The sequence below is a fragment of the Fibrobacter intestinalis genome (genome assembly GCF_900167415.1).
Lineage (GTDB): Bacteria > Fibrobacterota > Fibrobacteria > Fibrobacterales > Fibrobacteraceae > Hallerella > Hallerella intestinalis.
This window is the reverse complement of record NZ_FUWU01000005.1, coordinates 66352-89763: the sequence shown is the minus strand read 5'-3', so window position 1 is coordinate 89763 and position 23412 is coordinate 66352. Positions and strand designations below refer to the sequence as shown.

The 23412-nt window shown below is 46.9% G+C and carries 20 protein-coding genes; 4 read left to right on the top strand and 16 right to left on the bottom strand.

The genetic code is table 11. The annotated features are described in order from the left end of the window. Positions 1–3: 3 nt before the first annotated feature. The 6 genes from B5D40_RS02620 to B5D40_RS02585 form a co-directional block, all read right to left on the bottom strand. Positions 4–2607: a DEAD/DEAH box helicase gene (locus B5D40_RS02620; protein ID WP_078775656.1), complete on the bottom strand. Its 2604-nt coding sequence runs from the start codon at positions 2605–2607 to the stop codon at positions 4–6. A 360-nt stretch (positions 2608–2967) separates the two neighbouring features. Beyond that, the gene (locus B5D40_RS02610) at positions 2968–4035 is read right to left on the bottom strand and encodes a Fic family protein (RefSeq protein WP_078775654.1); all 1068 of its coding nucleotides are present in this window, start codon (positions 4033–4035) and stop codon (positions 2968–2970) included. Between the two features lies 1 nt (position 4036). Continuing rightward, on the bottom strand, positions 4037–5092 hold the full coding sequence (locus tag B5D40_RS02605; protein WP_078775653.1) for a hypothetical protein: 1056 nt from the start codon (positions 5090–5092) through the stop codon (positions 4037–4039). Between the two features lie 44 nt (positions 5093–5136). After that, positions 5137–5889, bottom strand: coding sequence for a hypothetical protein (locus B5D40_RS02600; RefSeq protein WP_095849542.1), 753 nt, complete (start codon positions 5887–5889; stop codon positions 5137–5139). 678 nt (positions 5890–6567) lie between these two features. Beyond that, positions 6568–7623 carry an IS1595 family transposase gene (locus tag B5D40_RS02590; protein ID WP_078775650.1) on the bottom strand — a complete coding sequence of 352 codons (1056 nt, stop codon included), beginning with the start codon at positions 7621–7623 and terminating at the stop codon, positions 6568–6570. A gap of 345 nt (positions 7624–7968) precedes the next feature. Beyond that, positions 7969–8796 (bottom strand): MerR family transcriptional regulator, encoded by an 828-nt coding sequence (locus B5D40_RS02585; protein ID WP_198951030.1) that lies wholly within the window; start codon positions 8794–8796, stop codon positions 7969–7971. A 406-nt stretch (positions 8797–9202) separates the two neighbouring features. On the opposite strand from B5D40_RS02585, the gene B5D40_RS02580 reads away from it, so the two are divergent. The 4 genes from B5D40_RS02580 to argH all read left to right on the top strand — a co-directional run bounded on the left by B5D40_RS02580 (position 9203) and on the right by argH (position 13262). Next, on the top strand, positions 9203–10039 hold the full coding sequence (locus B5D40_RS02580; RefSeq protein WP_158222132.1) for a TIGR02147 family protein: 837 nt from the start codon (positions 9203–9205) through the stop codon (positions 10037–10039). Beyond that, positions 10036–11313, top strand: a complete 1278-nt coding sequence (locus B5D40_RS02575) for a LamG domain-containing protein (RefSeq protein ID WP_078775648.1) — start codon at positions 10036–10038, stop codon at positions 11311–11313. The genes B5D40_RS02580 and B5D40_RS02575 overlap by 4 nt, the downstream gene beginning before the upstream one ends. 9 nt (positions 11314–11322) lie before the next feature. Beyond that, positions 11323–11706: a PAS domain-containing protein gene (locus tag B5D40_RS02570; RefSeq protein WP_078775647.1), complete on the top strand. Its 384-nt coding sequence runs from the start codon at positions 11323–11325 to the stop codon at positions 11704–11706. A gap of 161 nt (positions 11707–11867) precedes the next feature. Beyond that, a complete protein-coding gene (argH, locus tag B5D40_RS02565) occupies positions 11868–13262 on the top strand; it encodes an argininosuccinate lyase (protein ID WP_073303172.1) in 1395 nt (464 codons plus the stop codon). Between the two features lie 44 nt (positions 13263–13306). Here argH and B5D40_RS02560 read toward each other — a convergent pair whose 3' ends face one another. Genes B5D40_RS02560 through B5D40_RS02515 form a run of 10 tightly spaced genes read right to left on the bottom strand, consistent with a single transcriptional unit; the run spans position 13307 to position 23391 of the window. Further along, positions 13307–13819, bottom strand: coding sequence for a hypothetical protein (locus tag B5D40_RS02560; RefSeq protein WP_143394426.1), 513 nt, complete (start codon positions 13817–13819; stop codon positions 13307–13309). Between the two features lie 54 nt (positions 13820–13873). Then, on the bottom strand, positions 13874–14557 hold the full coding sequence (locus tag B5D40_RS02555) for a hypothetical protein (RefSeq protein ID WP_078775646.1): 684 nt from the start codon (positions 14555–14557) through the stop codon (positions 13874–13876). Beyond that, positions 14554–15198 (bottom strand): OmpA family protein, encoded by a 645-nt coding sequence (locus B5D40_RS02550; protein WP_073303178.1) that lies wholly within the window; start codon positions 15196–15198, stop codon positions 14554–14556. Before B5D40_RS02550 ends, B5D40_RS02555 begins: the two co-directional genes overlap by 4 nt. A gap of 3 nt (positions 15199–15201) precedes the next feature. Beyond that, positions 15202–17049: a coiled-coil domain-containing protein gene (locus B5D40_RS02545; RefSeq protein ID WP_143394427.1), complete on the bottom strand. Its 1848-nt coding sequence runs from the start codon at positions 17047–17049 to the stop codon at positions 15202–15204. A gap of 2 nt (positions 17050–17051) precedes the next feature. Beyond that, positions 17052–17945: a hypothetical protein gene (locus B5D40_RS02540; RefSeq protein WP_073303182.1), complete on the bottom strand. Its 894-nt coding sequence runs from the start codon at positions 17943–17945 to the stop codon at positions 17052–17054. A gap of 12 nt (positions 17946–17957) precedes the next feature. Then, positions 17958–18659 (bottom strand): right-handed parallel beta-helix repeat-containing protein, encoded by a 702-nt coding sequence (locus tag B5D40_RS02535; RefSeq protein WP_073303184.1) that lies wholly within the window; start codon positions 18657–18659, stop codon positions 17958–17960. After that, complete coding sequence (locus B5D40_RS02530) at positions 18656–19495, bottom strand: hypothetical protein (protein WP_078775644.1); 840 nt, start codon at positions 19493–19495, stop codon at positions 18656–18658. The genes B5D40_RS02535 and B5D40_RS02530 overlap by 4 nt, the downstream gene beginning before the upstream one ends. A 14-nt stretch (positions 19496–19509) precedes the next feature. Continuing rightward, positions 19510–20013: a tRNA adenosine(34) deaminase TadA gene (gene tadA / locus B5D40_RS02525; RefSeq protein ID WP_233134272.1), complete on the bottom strand. Its 504-nt coding sequence runs from the start codon at positions 20011–20013 to the stop codon at positions 19510–19512. Next, positions 20010–21497, bottom strand: coding sequence for a sodium:solute symporter family transporter (locus B5D40_RS02520; protein WP_078775665.1), 1488 nt, complete (start codon positions 21495–21497; stop codon positions 20010–20012). Before B5D40_RS02520 ends, tadA begins: the two co-directional genes overlap by 4 nt. After that, entirely contained in the window at positions 21481–23391 is a 1911-nt protein-coding gene (locus B5D40_RS02515) for a GGDEF domain-containing protein (protein WP_078775643.1), read from the bottom strand. The genes B5D40_RS02520 and B5D40_RS02515 overlap by 17 nt, the downstream gene beginning before the upstream one ends. Positions 23392–23412 lie beyond the last annotated feature (21 nt).

Below are 23412 nucleotides of genomic sequence, written 5' to 3'. Positions count from 1 at the left end.
CGGTTAGGCCTCCAATCGCATCAGGTTCAGAATTTCGGTGTTGCTCATTTCGGTAATCCAGTTTTCGCCTCCGGAACCGATTACATTTGCCGCCAATTCTTTCTTGCTTTCAATCATCGCGTCAATTTTTTCTTCGATGGTCTTTTCGGAAACAAACTTGTGAACAACCACATTCTTCTTTTGCCCGATTCTAAACGCTCGGTCGGTAGCCTGGTTTTCGACTGCCGGATTCCACCAGCGGTCAAAATGAATGACGTGGTTTGCGGCAGTCAAATTGAGTCCGGTGCCTCCCGCCTTTACCGAAAGCACCATATAGGGAACATAGTTTTCAGAGTTGAATTCCTTGACCATCTCGGTTCGTTGTGCAGGTTTTACACTCCCATGCAGCACAAGGCCCTTTTCGTGGAAAATGGTTTCGAGGTATTTGGAAAGTTTGTCTGTAATTTCCTTGTACTGCGTAAAGATAAGCACCCGTTCGCGCTTTTCGTAAATGGTTTCGCAAATGTCCCTAAGCATTTGGAACTTTCCGCTTTCCTTGGGGTCGAAAGTATTTTGTCCCAAATACTGGTCGGGGTGATTGCAAATCTGCTTGAGTTTCGTAATTGCAGAAAGGATTAGCCCGCGACGTTTCATGCCGTCGGAATTCTCGATGGCAAAAGCCAAATCGTCCACTTGCTTTTTGTAGAGGACCACCTGTTTCTTGGAAAGTCCCACATGTTCCACCTGCTCCAATTTCTCGGGCAAATCCGATATGATGGACTTGTCCGTCTTGACACGGCGAAGAATGAAGGGCGTAAGCATGTTGCGCAATTTCTGGTAGCCTTCCCGGTCGGTTTCCAAGTTGTTCGAAAATTCCTTGAACTCGTTGGACGTTCCGAGGATGCCCTTGTTCAAAAAGTCAAAAAGCGACCAGAGGTTTGTAAGGTCGTTCTCGATGGGCGTGCCGGTCATGGCAATCTTGTGCCGCGCCTGGATTTTCTTGAGAGTACGGGTCTGTTTGGTAAGCGGATTCTTGATAGCCTGGGCTTCGTCCAGAATCAGGCTGTCCCAAATTATTTTCTGCAGGCTTTCCATGCGCACGGCCATGCCGTAAGTCGTGATGTTCAAAAAATGCCTGTTGGCCTTGATTTCCTTTTCCAGTTCCGCCTGCGGGCGACCATGCAGAATGTTGTAATCCAGGCCTGGAGCGAATTTTTCAAGCTCGTTTTTCCAGTTCCCTAAAAGAGAGGCGGGAACGACCAAGAGCACGCGGGTTCTTTTAGACTTTGTACGCATTTTTTCGAGCAAAGTGATAATCTGCAAAGTTTTCCCTAGGCCCATGTCGTCGGCAAGGCAGGCCCCGAATCCCAGTTTTTGCATATACAAAAGCCAGTTGAATCCTGTTTCTTGGTAAGGGCGGAGCGTCGCGTGGATGTTTTCAGGAACTTTTTCCTTGGATAGTGTTACCGGCTTTCGGAGCGCCGTGAGCATATCGTTTAGCCACTTGCCGTTGGTGACCTTCACCCCCACATCTGGCGAAATGGAGCCGTTCATTCCCGTTTGCGCACGGAGAGCTTCCAAGAGCGTCATTTCGGAACGCTGACTTTCCATATCTTCAAGCAAGCGCTTTAAGCGGGCATGGTTCACTTCAACCCAACGTCCCTTCAAGTACGCAAGTCCCTCGGTCTGTTTGAGCAAATTCAAAATGTCCGTCTTTGTAAGCGGAACGCCACCGACCGAAAGCGTGGGCACCACCGAAACGATTGTATCGAACCCAAGAAACGAAGCCTTCTTTCCGCCAAGGGTCAGTTCCATAGAAACGCTGGCGTATTGCTTTTTCCACCAGTTGGGAACGCGACAGAGAATCCCCTTTTCCTCGATTTGGGGGACCTGTTTCAAAAACTCGTAAGCCTCGGAAGAACTCATGTAAAGCGGATGGAAAAGTTCCCCGGACTCCATGAAGCCCGAAATGAGCGGCGAAATTTCGGCGACCTTGTTCAGGCAAGAAAGCATCGCGACAAGGGGCCCCCGCCTGTTCTTAAATTCCGTCAGGGCGTATGACAGCGGCAAATGCCTTACAAGCCCCGATTTGTCGCAAGTCGCGTAAGTCGCAACGAAAGCGAAGGGGTGCGCCTCCTCTTTGCTTTCAACCAGATGGAAAAATATGCGTTCGGGAACACGGAGGCTCTGGCTCTTTTCGGTCAGATACAGTTGGACCGTCCCCTTGTAATTCTGAATTTCAGCGGCAAAAATTCCGTTCAGTCTCTCGAGATTCTTTTCAATCCATTCCCTGTTGACATTTTCCGTTCCGGGACCAAACGGCACAGAGCGCAAGATGCCTTCGGTAGTATCGTCGGAAAGCCGGACTTTCGCCTTTTCACGGAGCAATTCGATTTCGGGCAAATCCGTAAGCGCCGCATAAAATTTCGATGAAAATTCCCGCAAAAAAGAAAGCGAAGGACTTTCGGCTTTATCGCCTTCATCAAAACCTATCTGGTAAAGCGCATTGTACCTGCCATCCAAAAAACTGTCACGAAGTTTCTTTTCTGCTTCAAGGATTTCCGCGTTGGGATTATCTACAACAAAGGAATCCTCAGTAAAAATAAACTGAAGTTTGCTTTCCGACATAAGAATTCAACTGATTTTAAGAGGTTCAAATTTTTCCGTCTGTATCTACTTTTATACCGCACCACGCCCTTCTCGATGCCTATTTTCAACCGCCACAAATCCCGCGTTGTAGCAAGCATTCAAGTACCGGAAGCTAGGATTTTCAAAAACGACGATCATATTCATAGCTCAAATATAGAAAACGCCGCCAAACCCCTGGAGTTTTTTTTGGATTATCTTAAATCCGTTGCATTGGCGATGAAAACTCGCGTATAAAAATCACGTATTTTTAATTAATTTGCACAAAACTTTTGTCGCCAACCCCTTAATTTGACGCTAATAGTGACAAAAATTTAGATAAACCTCATCGACATCGTCAAGTCATCGTCTCATCAGATCAAGCAATTCCATGAAATAATACATGCGATTCCGCTTGCGGTCATTACCGTAAAGAATTCCTATCCGTTGCAAGGTGTCCAAATAACGATTGGCTTGCAAATTCGATATGTTAAGACGATTTTCTAGCACTTTGGCAGTCATTACCGGTTGTTCGAAAAGGATAGTCATTATGCCGTCAAATTTGGGCGAACTAATGCTTGTTTTGACTTGTTGTCTAGTTTTTTCGTAAAGCGTATTCAACGATTCAATGTAATGGATTTGTTTCTTGGCTTGAACAATAATTTTTTTTAGAAAGAACGATATCCATTCGGACTGATTTCCTGTACGGGAGCTGCTCAGTTTGCTGTAATAAATCAACTTGTCTTGATTTAACGCTTCGCTTAGGTAAAAATGAGGATGTGTGATGATTTTGGACTTGAACATATACAGGCTTGTGAGAGTTCGTCCAACTCTTCCGTTGCCATCTTCAAATGGGTGAATGGATTCAAATTGTGAATGGACAATCGCCGCTTTGATAAGAGGGTTGATATTGTCATGTCGGTTGTTCATATACCCAACAAGGTCGTCCATATATTTTTTCGTTTCTGTGTATTCAGGTGGTTCATAGATGATTTTCTTTTGCCAACCTACAATATAGTTGTTGCGAATCTTGTATTTTCCGACAACGTATTTGCTTGCGTCCAACACGTCCTCCATCATCCACAGGTGTATTTTTTGGATAAAGTCGTTGGAAAAATCATCTACGCGTAAAATATCTTCGCTGCGAGAAAGTGTTCTTATGTGGTTTCGATATTCAATGAAAATCCTTTCATCGGAAGGTGTTGAAGTTATTTGATCTTCAAGAATATTTGTAACCGTTGTCTGAGTTCCTTCTATTTCCATTGAAGCTAGAGCCTCCTTGGTGTGAAGCATCGGCAATAATACTCCGTTAAATCGATAGTCGCTGATTTTTGCTTCCAGCATTCCAAGAAATTTAGAAGAGTCTATCAGCTCATTCAAGAAAGAACTGACATCATATTTAGGGGATATTCCGCAGATAAATTCAAGCATTTTAGAATTTTATGATTTGTTCAGGTATTTTGTAATAGCAATAAATTTCTATTTGGGCACTAGAATCGGCATAGGAAGCGATGTAACGATAAGGGCGCCACCCCTCGTTGCAAACACCACTTATATCCTCATTCCTCTCATATAGAAAACAATGGTCGGGATCTTTTTGTTTGAAAACCATATCGGTGAAAAGTTTCATTGAAAGAGTGTCCGTAAAATCAAAGGATTCGACTTTTTGACATTCAGGATTGTTGCTCCTTTTCTTTTCTGTCGCAACATAGTAGAGATAATTGCCCTCTTCGTATCTTTCCTTATACACGCTATATACAAAATCGGACTTGTCATCCTTAACGCCAAAGCACAAAATATGATCTTCTCCAGGAAGTCCTATCACATCCGTCTTTTTCGGAGTTCCCGCTTCGCAACCATAATAGTTGATAATCGAATCTCCCTCCGCAAGTCGCTGGATTACCCGGATTCTTTTTTGTTCTTCGTTTGCATTGTCACTTGTGTAATGAATGATGGGAATCGGTGTTGAAAAAGTACACTTTACTTTGTCTGCGTTAAAAACTTTTTTACTCCATCCTTTGGGGCAGCTATTTCCGACCGGATCCATGGTATAGACGAAAACACCTTGAATCGTTTTCTGTCCCAAAGATTCATCCTTTGAAACATAAAGAAATTGCGCCAAGAAATCGATTAGATAATGATATTGCCGTGGCCATTGTTCGGGCTCGTTTTTTTGGGCAGCGTAAATATCCGCTACATATCCTTCCACATTGTATGTACCGAGGGAACTGTCGCCCTTGAATTTGAAGGACATCGGGTAGGCTACATTTGGATAGCCTGTAGAATCGTCGACAAATTTCTTTAGAGGATGAAAGGTTTCTGTAATTTCGTTTGGAGCATAACGAATGCTTTCCGCAGAATCGGGCGAAGCTGCATTCTGTACGGCATTGAGATTTGTGCGGTCAATGCGGGAAATCTCGAAAAGAGCGATTCCTGCAATTAGGACTATCGCCAGTATTGTGAAACAAAATCGCTTTTTCGAGAGCATATTTTATCCTTGTTGTTATTTGAGCGCACGAATATATTGATCGATCAAAGAACGTAAAAGCGGATAGACATCACTTTTCTTGTCGATCCAAATCTTTCTTGTTGTGCGGTCCAGTCTGGCCACATCTTGTTGATCCAGCCATTTGTCAATTTCATTGAAGGCGGCCATGATTTTCTCCATAGACTGGTCCGCAATCTAAGGCGCCCGCTTTTTACCCTGTCATAATGATCTTTTTGAATCATCTGACGAGTAGAGATTATGGCTTGGTGCGAAAGCTCGTGATGCATCGCGTTCAACACATAGTCTTGTGCCCATTCTGCCGCAAGATACGTTGTTGATTGAGGTCTTACGTATGTTCCGGCATGGCTTAAGTTGTAACCGTCCTGAGTCGTACATCCGTAGAAATTTCTGGACGAATTCCCCAGAATCTCACCACAAATTCTATTTGTTTCTGAAAGGGGCTTTCGAACAAAAACATCGTTTTTTTCAGAAAAGCGAGCGTTTTCAAAGCCAAGCGCTTCTGCAATCGGCTTGAACATCTCCGTCGCCTGTGCAAGTGCCCAATTCCAATGGCGATTATAAAATCCATTATTCCCTACAGGAGAATCATCAAGGCTGTCGTTGCTGCCATAGGCATTATAGTTGTAATCAATATCGGGGTTGCCGGTATAGCCATAAGTATTGTAATAATTCGGCATTTCATCCTCATCATCTGTATTCCTTGCAAAAATTGCTTGGAACGGGTTTGACATTTGCCGGTTTATGCAAAAAGCAAATCCAAGATAAATATACATCATTTTTACAGAAATAGCAATTTTAAATCCTATTTATAAAAAAAATAGAGCCTTCATCAATCTAAACCTATTTCATTACCAGAAAGGAATTGACGGAAACAAACCGTTAGAGGGCTAAAAATTGTTCTTTCCTTTTGACATGATATGCCCCAAAACTTTTGTCTATCTTTCGCTTTGAATTCCTTTCCTGCGAAACAGACAAACTTGTTTCACCAACGCCATGGAATTTTGCTTCCACCCAAGAATGCCAGATTTTCGATATCCACGGCTATTCCATTGCCGCTACGCAAGATTATTTCACTTCGTCATTTCTGAACTCAATTCCGAAGGCAAAAATCTGGTGGTAAAAGCATATATCATGGCATACTCGGCTTTTCCCGAGGAAGTTGCTGAAATAGGTTTTGTAATGAAATTTCCGTGGCGTTCTCGGCGATAAAAAAGTATTTTTGAGCTATATGGAGGCTTTATGATTCAGGATTCTTTTGAATTGGCTCTGTTCGCCCATTGTATTGCTCGACCCCGTCGCATTGCGACGGGTAGGGCGTAGATTGAACAGAACATTTCATCAGGAAAGACTTGAACAGCCCCGCAGTAGCGGGGCTGTTCCTTTTTCAACAGATTTCAGACGGTAGTGAATACGACCGGACATGTTTTTCATGCAAGAGCAGGCATCGGGAAAGCCTACGCGGCAACGGGGATGGCGGGGCGGAGCATATAGGAGCGCTTCGTACCCGAGTAACGGGCGCGTGCGTTGTGCCTTTGCCAGACTTTCTCGAGGAAGTCGTCGTCTCCCTCGGCAATGTGCGTCATGTTGAACCATACGAGATAGTTGTTCAGGTATTTCGTGGCGACACCGGTAAAGTGGCCGATGAACTTTTTCAGGCGGCTGTGGTAGGAGTTCACTCGCTGGATGTTGAATGCCCCTTTGACGTGCTTCCCGGAGTCTATCTGGACCAGTTCCAGGCCGTTCCTGTCGGCGAAGTCGATGTAGGCCGAGTTCTTGTCGGTGCAGAGGACGGAACCCTCGGATATGCGGCCGTCCAGCAGCCGCGATATGTCGGCGCACGACGCCTTTCCGAGGTTGGTTATGGAGGCGATGGAAAGCCCGCTTCCGTTCACCGCGCATTCGACGCACACCTTCCCGCTTGAAAGGCCTCTCTTCGAGGCGGGCGTGCCGCGGTGGTGCGGCGTCCTGGGCATCGTGAAACGGACAGACCTGCTGTGGTTCCCCTTGAAGGATATGGCGAAGAAGGTCCCGTCAGCCTGGGCCACGCCGTCAAGGGTTACCGAATCCTGCATGCTCTGCAGCGCGTCAAGAATCTTGTGCCTCATGTAGAAGGCGTTCGCGACGCCCATGCCGCAGCTTCCGGCGGTCTCGCGCACGAACATGCCCCGCATCATGCAGTGGACGTGTTGCAGGTAGGTCGATAGCGGCTTCTTGGCCGAACGGAACACGGTTCCCGTGGACGCACCGAAGGTCTTCCCGCAGTCCTTGCAGAGATAGCGCTGCTTGCCGTCCTTGTGGCCGTTCCGCTTCACGCTCTCCGAGCCGCAGTGGACGCAGCAGGGTCTCTTGCCCCCGAAACGAAGTTCGGTGAGGAACGAGTCGATGTCGCCTGCCCCCGGTATGTCGACCGAGTCGAGCACCTTCCTGCCGTAAACCAGGCGGGCGAAAACCTTCCGCTCGGCCGGGGAGAGTTCCCTGTACATTTGGTATACTACGTTGACGGTCGCCATTCTTGTTCCTCACGAACAAATATAGAGACTCCGCAATGTCATTTTATGACAGATTTACGGAGTTTAGCAACACTTTGGGAGAACAGAGCCTTTCCGAATTGTGCATCATGATCGTTGACGTAAATCGCGGACAAGATGGCGATCGGGGTTTTAGGGGTGTCCCCTAGGAGAGGGGGTGCGCGGAAGACCCGGTGACAGTATCAACGTTCGGAAATAAAGCACCGGGGCTGTAGCCAGGGGGAGGCCTCCCCCACCCCAAAAATCCAAGAATTTCCGGGGTGATTATGTTCCCGAAATCTGGGCGGATAAATTTGGGGGAGGAGTTCAGAATTTTCTAAAAATTCATCAGGCCTTTTCTACCGGCACTTGAATTTCCGTGCGATAGGCGGACTCGTCCTCTTTGTTCCAGGGGCCGTCCAAATAGCAAAAACGGGGGAAATCGATTATCCTGTAACCGTTCTTTTCGATGTATTTGACAAGGGCGCCCATGGATTGCTGGAAGAGATTATAACTGCCGATGTGTTCGATGCAGACGGCGGTTTTGACTTCGGCGACTTGTTTGCATTTTAAAATCGGCGAATCCGCAAAGGGGGCGTCAACCGCTTCGCAATATTCCACATCAATGTCTGTTTCCCGATGTTCCGGGTCGTGTTCGACGGTATAGCAATGAGGGTAATTGTTGCATGTGCACCCGCAACGCACCATTTCCGGCCCAATGACATTGCAGCACAAATCGCTCAATTCGTCGTAATTCTTCAGGACTTTTCGGAAGCTGGCGACGATCATTGCCGGCAAAGTTTTCGTAGAAATTTTTTTCATGGAGATTCCTTTTCGAAGACGTTTTTCCAATTCCAACAGTTCGCGGAGCTGCCAATCCAAAAGAGCTTTTTCGTGCTCGCATTCCTGAATTTTTCCTAGGATTTTTTCCGACGAAGGCATCGCCGCGTTTCTCTCGAACATTTCGCGAATTTCCTCTAAAGAGAATCGCAATTTTTTCAAGTAGAGAATCGCGGAAACTTTCTGGAATTGGGAGGCGTCGTAATAGCGATACCCGGTCCAATCGTCCACTTCGTGCGGTTTCAGAAGCTCGATTTCATCGTAATGGCGCAGCGTTTTTACCGAAATCCGATTGAGTTTTGAAAATTCTCCGATTTTGAATTTGTTGTTGTTCACTTTGTATCCTTTTCGCGAAACGGTTACGATGTAAAGATACACCGAGCCCTAGGGGACGAGTCAAGAGGGGGAATCAACTTTTTTGAAATGTCCCGTAAAATTCGACAAGGACCGCCCCTTTTTCCATTTATCCTCCGCCACTTTTAAAAGCAAAACGACAGGAAGGCCGTTTTGCCTATGAACGCATTTTAGGCAAAAATTTCTTCTGTTCAGGCCGCTTGAAGGCATTCAAAAGATTCTTTGCGACAAAAACACGGCGGAGAATGAAAATAGTTTTCGCAATCGTATCATAAAAATTTTGACATTTTTAATAACTTTTCAAAAATATGCAAATTTTTCCATTTTAAGCATTTTTTGTATCATAAAACATTTGCCTTTTGAACTAAAAATGACTATATTCATCTTGATGAAACAGGTAATGCACTATACGGATTTTCGCCTTTTTCTCCAGGACTTCTACGCCGAGCGCAAGCCCTATGGATTTTCCTATCGCGAATTTTCCCGCCTTGCCGGTTACAGTTCCCCGGTTTTTATAAAACTTGTGATGGAAGGCAAAGCCAATCTTTCCGAAGCGGGAACAGAACGCGTTGCCCATGCGACAGGCCTTATCGGAAAAGACGTGGAATACTTCCGCGCTTTAGTCGCCATGAATCAAAGCAAGGACGCTTCACAAAAAAAAGCCAAGTTCAAAGTTCTGCGGGAAATCGCCAAGGCAAATAAAATCAAAATCGTCGGCGAAGAGCAATACGACTATTACGAATCCTGGCTGTCCCCGGTTCTTCGAGAAGCCCTTCCGCAAATGCCATCGGCTAAAATTCCTGAAATCGCAGACAAATTAACTTTCAAGAAATCCTCAACCGAAATCCGAAAAGCCATTCGTATTTTAACCGAAGCGGGATTTTTAACCCAAAAAGACAACCGTTTCACACAAACGGACCGACAAATTTCCACAGGCAATCTGGAAATCCCTTCCCTAGCAGTGCGCGATATGCACCGCCAAATGGGAGAACTCGCTGTTCAATCTCTGGACGCCGTTCCTGTTCAAGAGCGAGACATTTCGGGATTGACTCTGGGCATTCCCGAATCCGCATTGACCAGAATCCGAAACGAAATTGCCGACTTTCGCAGGCGCATCACCAACATCGCCACCGAAAGCGCCACGACAGATAGGGTTTACCGCCTCAACATCCAATTTTTTCCGCTGACGCATAAACTTTCTACAGCCGAGGAGGGCTCGCCATGAAAAAACAAAAATTTTTCAAAACGCTCCTCTCCGTTCTCGCTGTTCTTTTTTTCATTTCCTGCTCTACAGATGTCGCTGGCGGCAGCTCCGAAGAAACCAACACGATCGCCGGCATTTTAAAATTTCCTAACGGAACTGCTGCGGCTCATGCCACCATACAAATGCAATCCATCACCGGCAACAACTCGACGATTTTCTCGGACACAACGGACCGCACCGGAAATTTTTCGATGACGGTCAAAGAAAGAGGACTCTACGGCATCAGCGCCATCGCCGACAGTTTCGCCTTTTACGATACGGTTTCCCTAAACGGGCACTCCATTCGTCGGGAAGCGACGCTCTCCAAAACCTTCGACATTTCGGGACACGTCTATTTACGGGCGCAAATTCCCGCCGGGCAAACGGTCGTACAAATTCCGGGCTCCCCCTGGCTCACTCGCACGGACAGCAGCGGCTATTTTATTCTAGCGGACGTTCCCCAATCTTCCCTATCGATTGCGGTAAACTCCCCCGACAAAAGTTTTGTTCTCAATCAGGAATACGCCATTCCGGCGGACACGGCAAATACGCAATCCCAGTCTTCTTACTCCTGGATTTTGCCGCTTTCAACAGAATATCAAATCGCCGGCTATTGGACTTTTGATTATTTGGCAAGCGATAATTCCATTAGCGATATTCGCAGCATCTCGGGCAAAGCTTTGCTTTACGGCAATGCGGAAATTTCTCAGGGACGTAACAGCGGAAACGCTTTAAAACTAAATGAAGCCGGGGATTTTGCCGTCATCGAAAACGACAACGGCGTTCTGGATAGCGCACAAGCTTTCAGCATCGAAACGTGGGTAAACATCGACGACTTCAAAGCGGAAAACGCCGCAATTAAAAATATCGTCGGCAAACTCGGATTCCAGGGAAACGCCGTATTCAGCGTAGCGCTAGTGCAAGACACCTGCAATATCAGCGGATCCGCCTTCGCGTTCTTTATGGCTTCGGGGAACGGAGATTCCCTGCTTTGCAAGAATGCGGCCATTTCCACAATGCCTGTTCAAAACAATATCTGGTACTATCTCGCCGCCTCCTGGAATGGCGACTCCACAAATCTTTTTATCAACGGAAAACAAGTCGCTTCTGCTCCGACTCCATTTGCCACTCTTTCCGCCCCGAGCAGCATCCCCATTTATTTTGGCAAAGAAAATCTTTCCCTTCGCATCGATGACGTTCGATTGTCCACAGCGGCATTAGAAAGCATCGATGTTTCACACCGTTATAAAGAATAGGAGGTCCGTATGAAAAGCGAAAAATCCGCATTTTGCGAAATCAACGTTCACGGGCGTCTGCTCGCCGCCAATCAAAAATTTTGCAGCCTCTTCGGTTACAAGGCTCAAGAAGTGGAATGGCATTATATTCGGGACATCTTCCGATACAGCAAAGACTGGACGGCATTCATCCATAAAGCGACATCCAAAGCCGCCCATTACATTGTACGCCTCAAAAATCGCAAGGGGCGCAGTTTTATGGCAAGCATTTCTAGGGATGCCATCGAAATCAATGGAAAAATCGTCTATCGCAATACATTTCAAAAAATCAAGGACTCCGCAGAAAATCCCATGAAAGATTGTTCTCTTACCGAGCAAGAGCTTTACGAACCTCAGGCCAGCATTGCCCTATAAAGTTTACTGCTAACTCCCATCAACGAATCGGCCTTTCTCAAGAACCAGAGCAAAGGCCGATTTTTTTTGCCGTTTAAAACCATCAAGCACTTGCGTTCTCCCGCCCAATCCCAACGAGAAAATTCTGATTTTTTATCTTTGTGCAAAAACGAGGATTTTACATGGCCAAGAAAGACGGCAAAAAAATGATGTGGGACGGTCGCTTTGATTGCGGCATGGCTCAAAGCATGATAGATCTCAGCTTCAGTCTGGATTTCGACAAGGAACTTTTGGAAGAAGATATTCAAGGCTCTCTCGGGCACGGAAAAGGTCTGGTTGAATCCGGCGTTTTGAGCAAAGCGGATTATGCAAAAATCAGCAAAGGATTGAAATCCATTCTCGCCGACATTCGTGCAGGGAAAAATCTTTGGCTGCCGACAGACGAAGATGTTCACATGGCGGTAGAACGGGTTCTGACAGAACGCATCGGCGACCTCGGCAAAAAAATCCACACGGGCAGAAGCCGCAACGACCAAGTATCCACGGATTTCAAACTTTATATGCGCCATCGGGCAACAGAAATTCGCGCGCTAGTCGTGGAACTGCAAAAGACCGTTCTCGCTGTTTCTAAAAAGAATTTCGGCAAACTGATGCCCGGTTACACCCACTTGCAGCAAGCCCAGCCGATTCTTTTTAGCCATTACCTGATGAGCCTTTTCTTTGCGCTTTCCCGCGACGTAAAACGCCTGGACAATTTTTTACAGCTCCATGTGGAATTGCCTCTAGGCAGCGGTGCCATGGCCGGTTCCGCATTTCCCTACCAGCGTTCCCTTGTCGCCAAAGAACTCGGATTTGAACGCCCTAGCGCCAACAGCATTGATGCCGTCAGCCATCGCGACATGGCTCTGGAATTTTTGAGCGACCTCGCCATTATCGCCAACACGCTCAGCCGCTACGCCGAAGATTTTGTGATTTGGAGTTCGAGCGAATTCGGCTACCTGAATCTTTCGGACGCCTTCTCCAGCGGGTCTTCTATGATGCCGCAAAAAAAGAATCCGGACTCGATGGAACTCATCCGCGGAAAATCGGGACGCACCCTTGGCAATTTCAGCGCCCTATTCACCTTGGTAAAAGGCGCACCACTTTCTTACAGTCGCGATTTGCAAGAAGACAAGCAGCCCGTATTTGACAGCGTTCACACCGTCAATGTAATCCTGCGCGTCATGAACGAGGCCATTGCCACCGCCAAATGGAATTTTGAAAATATGGAAGACAGGATGCTCCCCGCCCTGCTGGCCACGGACCTTGCCGACATTCTGGTCGAAGACGGCATTCCCTTCCGGGACGCCCACCGCATTGTCGGAAGTCTGGTTGGCGAAGCTGCAAAACTCGGAAAGCAGTTTACGGACTTGCCCGATGAAGAATGGGCCGCGAAAGGCGTTCCCAATCCGAAGAGCGTCAAGAAGCGGCTGACTTTCGCTTATTCCGTGAGCAAACGAAATATCGAAGGCGGAACCGGTTTGAACTCGGTAAAGGAAGAATTCAAAAAAGCGGAAACGATTTTGAAAAAAGAATAGACGGAAATTTTCGGGACCAGCCAATGGCTGGTCTTTTTTATGAATTATTCAAATACACCAGAATCATCAAAAAGTTCTGCCATATATATTTCAACAATTTTTTCAGCAAGCGATTTGGAAATTGCCGACATAGAATCCCCTTCCGAATTTGCGGTCAACTTAAATGCAATTTTACCGGATTTTACATCTTTTAAAATAATTTCAAAACTTATTTGTGGGGAAGAAACTGGGGAAAAAACATTTCCTATTTGGACATAACTGGTCTCTTTAGAAGAAGAAATAACCTCAACGGACAACAACGCATCAATTTTATTTTTCCTCATTATTTTGACAAATTCTTTTTTGGTATAATTTTTTATCGGAGATGCAATTGATATCACTGGGATTGCATCTATTTTTTCCGAATCAAAAGAATTTGCCAAATCATATTCAAGTATTTTCCGAAATGCAATATCGCGAACATTTCCCAAGACCGCTATTTTTTTGTACAAACTAAAATCAACGTTAGGATTTGAAAATCCGCTAATTTCCGTTGTAGCACAACCGATGACACACATGAAACAAAACAGCCAACACAGTCTTTTCATTTTATATGACGCTACTTACCATCCCTACCTCCGCTTCCTCACCGCAGGAGCCAAACGCTCCGTAATTTTAGAAAGGGAGTCGTAGAGTTCCAAAAAATCTTCTACCCAGATGGCGTCACGCTCTCCCACCAAAGAAAGAGCATTTTCCAGAGTTCGCTCCGAATTATACAAACCGACCACTGCCCCCGTAGGCAAACGCCCAAATGCCGTCGATTGTCGACTATAAAGCAGCATCGCAGCGCGTGCCCGGTAAGAACGGCGCAACCGAGCAATCAGCAGATTTCGCAACGAAAAAAGCTCCGAATAAGTGCCGTCCAAATTTCCTTCGGCAAACCGTTTTTTCGCCAGCTCCATACTTTTAGAAAATGAAATTCTTTCCGCCACCGGAATCAAGTGATTTTTTGCGGTAATTTTCGCCTGCAAAGCATCCAGCAACTTTTGAACAAAATCCGCATTCCAAATGGAAATTTTAGCGGGTTCAGGTTTGGCCGTCCGATCCAGTTCCCGTTCATGCTCCTCGACCCAGCGATTTAAACGCCACAACAATTCCTGCGCTTCTCCCGATTTTTCCAGCGTTAGGTATTCCGCAATTCGCGAAAGAGAAAAATCCGCATAAACCAAACGCCAATAAGGCAGACGTTCCTTTTTGCGAAGATCGTCCACCCTATTTTTCAAAGCTGCATATTCGGCTAAAACGGATTCGCTCATTCCTGCGGAACCTCAAAGGTATTGGAGCGGCGAATCGGAGTCACGCCTATTTCTACGCGGCGATTCAGGCTACGATTTTTTTCACTGGTATTCGGCACTCGCGGATGGTTTTCGCCAAAGCCCGCGGCAAATACGCGTTCAGCGGGAAAGCCTTGCCGAATCAAAGCCTTTACCACATTGACGGCGCGTTCCGTCGAAAGATTCCAGTTGGTGTAAGTCGGCGAATTGGTCGGCGTATCGTCGGTAAATCCGGAAACCATGATGGCATCGCCCGTGTCCAGCACATCTTGCAAGCCCGCGCCAATGGAACTGATGACGTTTTCCCCTTCGCTGGTCAAGTCCGCTCCATTTCGCGGAAACAAAACCGAAGTCTGGATTAAAATGTTTCCGTTTTCAAGAGCGATGATTCCCTTTTCCAACGGAGCCTTTAAACTTTGAGAAAGCAGGGCGTTCCGTTCTTTGGCGACCCGGCGCATCTCTTCTTGGCAGCTAACCACTTCTTGTTCCGTTCGGGTCAAAGCTTCAGCTTTTTTTTCTTTCATCGTCGTCATGGCGACAAAGGCCAGAATAAACAACGCCAACAGACCCGCCGTCAAATCGGTAAAAACAAGCCAGTGTTTTTCTTCACTCGGTTTACGCATGAATTATTCAGCCTTCTTTGCGGGAGTCTTTTGAACCTGATCCAAAATTTCCAACAAGATTTCCTGCGTTTTAAGGGCGTTTTCAAGCAGCACTTCGCCGGAGCGTTCCTGGAAGGATTGCAACGACGCGTTCAACTGTTCGATAAAATTCTGTTCGTTTTCCCGTTCGGGAACATCGCCAGAAAGTTTCAAAAGAACCGCTTCGATTCCTTTGCCAAACATTTCCAAATTGGCAGCCAATTCCGACTGATTGACGCGCATCAACTTTGCGGTTTCTTCAATTCCCGTTCCCAGCGAATCCGTGGATTCGTTGAGCTTTTGCACCCGGTTTTCAATGCCAGCAATCAAATCCCGCTCGGAAGCCACAAGCGTTTCCGAAGACTTGGCCAGTTCCGTAAACGACGATTGCACTTTTTGGGAAAGATTTTCGATTTCGCGAGTTACCGTTTCGGAAAGCCCGACAGAAGAGTCGTTCGCCCGCGAAGCCACTTCTTCGGCGACGCCATGAAGAATTTCAAGCCCATTCTTTTCAGCTGCCGCCACCTGTTCCATGGATTCCTTCAGGGACTGCATAAACGAACTCCATTGCTGTTCGGAATTTGTCATCTGCTGTTCTAGATGATTTGAAATCGATGTCGCCACGCTGTCAGAAAGATTTGAAATTTCCTTTTCCAATCCATCGACCACTCCCGATTCAATGGAGCGAACGCTCGTGGACAATTTTTGCATTTCTTCGACAAGCCCTGCCGTAACCTGCGAAAGAGAAGCACAAAGTTCCGCCGAAGCGTTTTTGCCCGACGCAGAAAATTCTTCCAACGTCTTCTTTTGAATAGCGGACAAGTCTTCGGCAGATTTTTGAACAACAGACAGCATGCCTTCCAGCGCCGTTTTCTGTGCTGACGCCAAATCGCCAACAGCCTGTTCGCCAACCTTGGAAACGCTTGCCGCAAAGGAATTTTGCAAGTCCATCAAATTCTGTTTTTGCTGTTGCTGCCATTCCGCGAACGCCTGCTGTTGAGCCGTTTGCAATACATTCATGCTTTCAGCGAGTGCTTGCGTTCGGGAAGCTTCTGCCGATTTCGACGCTTCAATCATTCCGCGGAAATCTTCAGCACGAGCCAAGTCCGAAGCTTTCAAAGCGTCCATCAGATGACGAATTTCATCCACGGCGGAATTTTGGGTCGGCGCCGTCTTCGGGATCAAATAGAAAAGCGTAAATTCGTCCAATTCGCCAATCAAATCGTCATGTTCCTTTTGGTAGGTCGCATGGACCGCGTTTAGAACGAGAGCCGCCCAAAGCCCACAAAGCGAAGAACCGAAAATGCCCTTCATGCTCGCAAAGATATTCTGGATAATTCCCAGCGTCGTTTCCGAAGTTGCCGAAGCGTCAATGGCTCCTCCTGCCGCATTGATGGAAAGCATCAATCCAAAAAACGTTCCCATCAAGCCGAGCAGCACCACAATCCCGCTGTTGTTTTTGACAAGAGAATCTTCCGCTGCGCTCCAGGTCGATTTTAAAATGGGCAAATCCTGCGCCGTCAAGGAAACACGCCGAGCGACCAAATTCTTCATAAAGCGAATTCTGGCGGACAGCAGACCATCCGCTTGAACGTCGCTTGCAAAAGGCTCCTTGCCGGCATCACACGCCTCCCTGCATTTTTCCACAAGATTCCGTTCCGCTTCCGCAGAGGCAATCCCGCGAAAAATTTTCCACGCCGACATCAGATAGATGACAAAAATCGCCGCCATAATCAGCCAGCCAAAAAGAGGCGCTCCAAAATAAAAAGCGCTCCCTGCGAGAATTATCGCCCCGATTCCAGAAAGAATTAAAGTCCAAAATGATTTTTTCATTTTCATCCCACGGTTTTATGAGTAAAAAGATCCAACTGTCCACGCGAAAATCCACGCAGATACAAAAGCCATTTGTCGCGATACCACTTCCCGATGAAAAGCGCAATGCCCTGAACATAATCGCAGAAATCATCCGTAAAAGCGAGAAAAGCGTTTTCATAGGCGATATTCGACGCATTCGCTCCCACATTTTTAGCACAAGCGCGCATCGTCTGAAAGTGGCGAGCCTTTTCTCTGGCCGGTTTAAATTCCGCCAAAAAACGTTTCCGAGAAATTTCGGTGAGGGACGCCCGGAGCCTCGCGACCAGTTCATATTCGCTAGAACGCAATGCGGCCTCTAAAGAAGGCAGTATCTTGGAAACGGCATCGACTGCGCTTTCCCGATACCACATACGGGACAATATATCCTGCATGTGTTCAATCCTTCCCGAAAAATTGACCAGTAATTTTTCCGCATCTCCTTCCATCAAGTGAATCGTCGAATAGTAAAGGGTTTTCAATTTTTCCGCCGGAGCAGAATAAAACCAGCCCGCGTCATCTTTTAAAACATACTGATTCTGCGAAAGCAGACGGGAAATTTCATCCGTTGCAAAACGCTGCATCCACTTCGCCCGAAATTCTTCAAACTTCTGCCGATACTCTTCGAGGATGGCGGGAAAATCTTCTGAAGCCAATTTCCACGCGGCATTCCCGTAGGAAATCATTTCGCTCCCCGACATCATTTCTTCCGGTTTGGATTCCGCCGCGTCCAAATGTTCATAAAGGGCTATCGACCAACGAATATCCATCGACTGCGAAAGGCTTGCCAATTCCGAAATTCGATCCAGGCGAAAACCCAGACCCAACAGGCTCGTGCCCGTCATTCTTCGGATAGCTCGGCGAAATTTTTCGTCCACAGTCAATACCTCTTAAAATTCCGATTCAATCCGTTGCCAGACACTTTTTGAAATTTTGCGGCCCTTGCCGATAAGCTCATCGGATTCCCTGCGAATATCCGCTTCCAAATTATTCGAAACGGCTTTCGGATCGCCATCGAAAGAGGTTCCCGAATACAGATACAGCCCAAAAACGTTGTTATGGATTTTGGTATTGCGAAATCGGACATTTCCCACACCCACCGAAAGCGCAAACCGGTTGCGGACAAATTCGCAGCTCGCCAGTTCAAAATGGGGAGAATTTTCAACCCACAGCCCATAGTAATTATTCACAAAAGTGACATTTTCAAAAAGCCCCTGCGAGCGGATGACCGTGTTGCGAAAAGAATTTTCAATGCGCAGATGTTTGACATGAAAATAATTCTCTCCCGTCGAAATATACAGTCCATTCCAGGATTCCGCAGAATCGGCACTCAAAAAAGAAACCGGTTTTTGTGCCGTTCCGGCAATCCGAACCATTCCCCGCAAATAGAGCTTGGCATATTCACTAAAAAAGACCTCTACGCCGGGCTCGATTTCAAGAGTATCGTCCGCACTCAAAACAAAGCCAGTTTCCAATAAATATGGCGATGCGATTGCCTGCAAGGTCACCTTGTGATGCTTCGCTGCCGGAAAAGGAGTCACCCCAAAGGAAAACGCAAAAAAGAGGACAAGGAACAGAAGAGATTTTTTCATTCGCGAAGTCTCCTCAACGAAATTTTTTGAAGGACCCGCAATTCCGGAATCGTGTCGTCCCGACTTCTTTCTATCACGCGAATTTTGCCGTTGATATTCAATTCCCCTTCCAGAATTTTACCCGCATCGATATCAAAAAGAATCGTTCCCGAACCGAGAATAAAATCCGGACTTTCCATAATTTGCGCTTCGTCTTCGCTTTTCTGTTTATAGCGAATGTTCATTTTTAGCTTGGCAATTCGCCCGCCATCCCGATTAAAAACATCGTCCAATTCAAATCTTTTATAAACAATGCTCTGCTTGCCTTTGTCATTGGCAATCACTTGTTGGCGTTCCCAGGAATCGCCCTTGGCCAGCGGACTAGAAGGCAATACCGGCTGTACTTTCATAAAGATGCGACGAATATCCACGTCGCCGATATCCGGCCAGGCAACCATTTCGTCAAAGCGTACGGAACTCATTTCCCCATCGACTCCCATCTTATATTGCACCGCCTGAGTCTGCAAATACCGACGAATGTGATCGACCTCTTCTACAGACCGATTGTCCGCAAAATACGAAGCGGAATCCACCCGCAATAAAAAGCGTCCCGATCCGTCATCATAAGCCGAAAGTAATTCGGAATGGATGCGGACTTGAACATTGGCCGTCATCGACTGCTGCGCTTCGGCAGGAACCGTATCGGGCAATTCCAAAAAGACCCGCAAAGAACTCCGCAGTTCATAATCTTCCGGCGACGGATTCTGCGTATTAAATCCTAAAGAAACGGTATCTTTGCAGGCGATGAACGCCACAGAAATCACGGCTAAAAAAAAGACGGACGCAAAACGATTCATAATCTAAAAATAATTTAAGAGAGCAATTCTTTGGGAGGCTTTGCGCCGGAATCTCCCTTCTTTTGGCGCATTTCCATAAAGAACGCCTTGATAATTCCCAGACATTCCTCGGCTTTGACGCCTCCCGTCACCTGAACTTCGGCATGGAGCGCATTATTTTTTATCACATCAATTGTCGTTCCACAACCGCCGAAACGCGTATCGGGCGAGCCGTACACAATCCGAGAAATCCGACTGTTCAGTATGGCTCCAGCACACATCGGGCAAGGTTCCAAAGTCACATAAAGAGTCGCCCCGGAAAGCCGCCAATTTTCCAAAGCCGAAGAAGCCGCACCGATGGCGATAATTTCCGCATGAGCCGTCGCGTCTTTCAGCGTTTCCACTTGATTGTAACCGCGGGCAATGCAACGACCGTCCTTGACTATCACGCAACCGATAGGAACTTCGCCCAAATCGTACGCCTTTTCCGCTTCCCGTAAAGCGGCGTCCATCCAACGCAAATCTTCTGCATCTGTCATCCAATTTCCTCTTTTTTCATTGTTCGTTTGGGGAACACAAATCGCAAAATAGATACCACCACCAGAGTGGAAACACAAGAAATCACCGGATTCCAAAAGAAACAGAAAACCCCTTCAAATGGCGGATGGTAAGCGGGTATAAATGGAATCGGATTAAAAAGCAAAATGGATGCCATTCCAAAGAGAACGCCGACGATCACCGCTAAAGATGTTAATTTGTACGAAAAGAAGGCGAGCAGGAACAGGGCCAAAAGCGGACCCGTAAAAAGCCCCGTAAAGAAAAGGGCATTTGAAAGCAACGAACTCTGCATATCCGCAGCAATGAATGCACAAAGCGTGCTGAGTACCGCCCAAAGAATCGTCCACTTTTTTGCCTTGGCCAAAGCCGCCGCATTCTCGGAACGAACGAGTAGAATGTCCTTGACCGTCGTATTGCCCAAGGCGTTGATAGCGCTAGACAAGCTGCTCATCGCTGCCGCATAAATCGCCGCAATCACCAGTCCCGTCGCCCCAGACGGCATCACATGAACAATAAAGTACGGAAAAACGCCATTCAACGGAACGCCCGCAGGAAGTTCTCCTACGCCCGAAACCCGGTAATAAACAAAAAGCCCAGCACCAACCCAAAAGAAAAGAACAGAAACAAACACGCCAAGAATCATGCTGAGAATACTTGACGCATTCGCCGACTTAATGGAATCACAGCTCAAATAACGCTGTACAAATTGCTGGTCACAACCCCGAATCGAAATTTCAATAACAGCATACGCGAGCCCAGCCGAAAGCAAGTTGCGCGCATTCGCCGGATTCCAATTTGAAGCGTCGAAAAATCGGGTTTTGCCCGAAGCAGACGCCAGATTCCACATTTCCGAGAAACCGCCGACACCTTGAGACAAAATATAAAGAGCGATGATGCCGCCGCCAAAAAGCACGGCAAATTGCAGAACATCCGTCCAAATGACCGCCTTGAATCCCCCATACCAAGTATAAATCGTGGCGACGACCGCCGTAACTAAAATGGCCAAATGGATGTCTATTCCTAAAATCGGTGCCAGAACCAACGACGGCGCATACAAAAGAATGCCCATCCGAAGCAGCAAGTGCAGGCTGTAAAAGATCGCCGCCAAACGCCGCACAATCGGAGAGAAGCGAACTTCAAAAAGTTCATAAGCGCTCGAAATTCCAGAGCGGCGAATCCGAGGAATAAAAACAACGCCGACAACAATAATGGCAATCAACGCCCCGATATTATTCATCAGAAAACTCATATCGGCAGAATAAGCTTCCGCCGGATTTCCGAGAAAAGTCGTTGCGCTCACCGATGTGGCAATTAAACTGATGCCTATAGCGAACCACGGCATAGAACCGCCGCCACGCATATATTCGCCAAATCCTTTGTTGCTTCCCCGGGACGCCCACATACCGACGCCGACAGAAAAGAGAATGTAAAAGACAAGAACAATCCAATCAAGAATCGTGAACATCCGAAGTTCCTTCCGAACCGGCATCCGACTTGACGCTTTCATTCAAATCAAAAGGCCGTTCCTGGTATTCGACAACCCGATTTCTACCGGTTTCCTTGGCGCGGTAAAGAGCGTCATCCGCATAGCGAACGGCCCGACTGATTTCTCCACGGAAACCCTTTTCGGCCAAATAGCAACCGATACTTACAGAAACGGGAATCGGCGCAGTCTGGTGGATATCAAAAGGTGACGAGCAGACCGCCATCCGGATTTGTTCCGCGGTTTCTTTTAAAATCTCTGAAGTCGCTCCGGGAATCGCGACAAAAAATTCTTCCCCGCCATAACGGGCCAAAAGATTTTCACCCTTGTCCGCAACCGATGATATGCGCGCGGCTATTCCTTTGAGAATCGCATCGCCCGCCTGATGCCCATAAGTGTCGTTGATATGCTTAAAATGGTCAATGTCCATCATCATGATGCCCACATTCTTTTCCTGATTGGTTCTGCCCAATTCCAAGATGCGTTCGTCAATCGTGCGACGGTTCAAAAGCCCCGTCAAAGCGTCGTGGTAAATTTCAAACTGTTCGTGTTCAAATTGCATTCCCCGCTGGTAGGCAAAATACGCGATGTTCACCATAAAGCGGAGCAAATCCTTTTCCAGCGTTTCAAACTTTTCTTCACTTCGGCGTTCTAGGCAAATCGCCAATTCCGATGGCTCGTTCTGCGCAAAATTTCGCATCGTCATCGAGCAGGGCTGCACAAAAAGATAGTGGAGCATATTGCTTTGCGGTTCATCGTCATTCAACCGAGGAACATATTCCCGGCGATTCAGCACTCGTTCCGTCGGGTAATGGGTTCGCATCGCAAGCGGCAAAATGCCTTTGTCCGAAAGCGAAAAACGGCGTCCTTCAAACCATTTTTCCTCTTCGCCGCGACAAAACGCTACCGTTCCCTGCTCATGTTCCGGATCATCAAACACAAGAATCATGATGCGATCCGAAATAAAATTCTGATTCACATATTCAAAAATTTCCTTATAGGTGTCCTTGAGCAGAGTGGTCGTAAAGAATTTTTGCTGGTAAGCGGCAAGCTCGTAAAATTTCTTCTTTTCCCGATAATTCGCCGCCGACACGTAACTCTTGTAGGAAAGCATATAGAACATCGACGCAAAAGAATCCAAAATCGGGATGATTTCGGGAGTAAAAACATTTTGCTCCAAAGAATCGACAACCAAAGCGCCTACGCGCTGTTTTTTCCCGTTGCATAAAGGAACGCCAGCGACAGAGTGCACAGGAAGAAGCGGCGAAGACACATAATAGCCGAGGCTTTTTCCATTCGGCAAATTCCCTTCTAAAATCCGATTGGTATCCTGGCGAGAGAGCAGCCCGACGACACCGGCACCGTCTGCGATCAAGCAAAATTTATGGATATAATTTTCCGAATCCGAAGCGAACTGGCGAATCGCGAACGATTTTCCGTCTCCCGTCTTGAAAAAAAGCAGCACCGAATGCGCCTTGGGCAACAAAGTTTTTAAAGCACGCAAAATAGGGCGAAAAACCGAATCCAACTCGTCATCAATCTTTTTCCAGATTTCATTCCCTTTCAGTTTGTCCAAAGAAGAATTTCCCTCACCAGGGTAAGCGGAAAACGTATCCCGAGAAGAAAGAATCGGAGCTATCTGGGTTGCGGCGGGGCGCAAAATACGGCCAACTGTCGTCGCATCGGCAATCGTTGGGCGGCGCAAAATAGGACTCGCCTCCGTTGGACTTTTTCCTCCGGCAACCGGCAAACTCGGTCGATTCAACCAAGCCAAAACGAGAGCCACAAGAGCAAACGGAATAGCAAATAGAAAGAGCCCTCCTTGGAACGCAAGGCCGACTAGCAAACCGGAAACGACATATAAAATATCAGACATAACTTTCACCCACAATCCATT

Excerpts from the sequence above, each read along its gene's own strand:
- B5D40_RS02600 (WP_095849542.1), bottom strand. The coding sequence starts at position 5,889 with ATGATGTATATTTATCTTGGATTTGCTTTTTGCATAAACCGGCAAATG.
- B5D40_RS02575 (WP_078775648.1), top strand. The coding sequence starts at position 10,036 with ATGAAAAAACAAAAATTTTTCAAAACGCTCCTCTCCGTTCTCGCTGTT.
- B5D40_RS02555 (WP_078775646.1), bottom strand. The coding sequence starts at position 14,557 with ATGAGCGAATCCGTTTTAGCCGAATATGCAGCTTTGAAAAATAGGGTG.
- tadA (WP_233134272.1), bottom strand. The coding sequence starts at position 20,013 with ATGACAGATGCAGAAGATTTGCGTTGGATGGACGCCGCTTTACGGGAA.
- B5D40_RS02620 (WP_078775656.1), bottom strand. The coding sequence starts at position 2,607 with ATGTCGGAAAGCAAACTTCAGTTTATTTTTACTGAGGATTCCTTTGTT.
- B5D40_RS02515 (WP_078775643.1), bottom strand. The coding sequence starts at position 23,391 with ATGTCTGATATTTTATATGTCGTTTCCGGTTTGCTAGTCGGCCTTGCG.
- B5D40_RS02550 (WP_073303178.1), bottom strand. The coding sequence starts at position 15,198 with ATGCGTAAACCGAGTGAAGAAAAACACTGGCTTGTTTTTACCGATTTG.
- B5D40_RS02530 (WP_078775644.1), bottom strand. The coding sequence starts at position 19,495 with ATGAATCGTTTTGCGTCCGTCTTTTTTTTAGCCGTGATTTCTGTGGCG.
- B5D40_RS02535 (WP_073303184.1), bottom strand. The coding sequence starts at position 18,659 with ATGAAAAAATCTCTTCTGTTCCTTGTCCTCTTTTTTGCGTTTTCCTTT.
- B5D40_RS02520 (WP_078775665.1), bottom strand. The coding sequence starts at position 21,497 with ATGTTCACGATTCTTGATTGGATTGTTCTTGTCTTTTACATTCTCTTT.
- B5D40_RS02560 (WP_143394426.1), bottom strand. The coding sequence starts at position 13,819 with ATGTGTGTCATCGGTTGTGCTACAACGGAAATTAGCGGATTTTCAAAT.
- B5D40_RS02605 (WP_078775653.1), bottom strand. The coding sequence starts at position 5,092 with ATGCTCTCGAAAAAGCGATTTTGTTTCACAATACTGGCGATAGTCCTA.
- B5D40_RS02570 (WP_078775647.1), top strand. The coding sequence starts at position 11,323 with ATGAAAAGCGAAAAATCCGCATTTTGCGAAATCAACGTTCACGGGCGT.
- B5D40_RS02590 (WP_078775650.1), bottom strand. The coding sequence starts at position 7,623 with ATGGCGACCGTCAACGTAGTATACCAAATGTACAGGGAACTCTCCCCG.
- B5D40_RS02545 (WP_143394427.1), bottom strand. The coding sequence starts at position 17,049 with ATGAAAAAATCATTTTGGACTTTAATTCTTTCTGGAATCGGGGCGATA.
- B5D40_RS02610 (WP_078775654.1), bottom strand. The coding sequence starts at position 4,035 with ATGCTTGAATTTATCTGCGGAATATCCCCTAAATATGATGTCAGTTCT.
- argH (WP_073303172.1), top strand. The coding sequence starts at position 11,868 with ATGGCCAAGAAAGACGGCAAAAAAATGATGTGGGACGGTCGCTTTGAT.
- B5D40_RS02580 (WP_158222132.1), top strand. The coding sequence starts at position 9,203 with ATGAAACAGGTAATGCACTATACGGATTTTCGCCTTTTTCTCCAGGAC.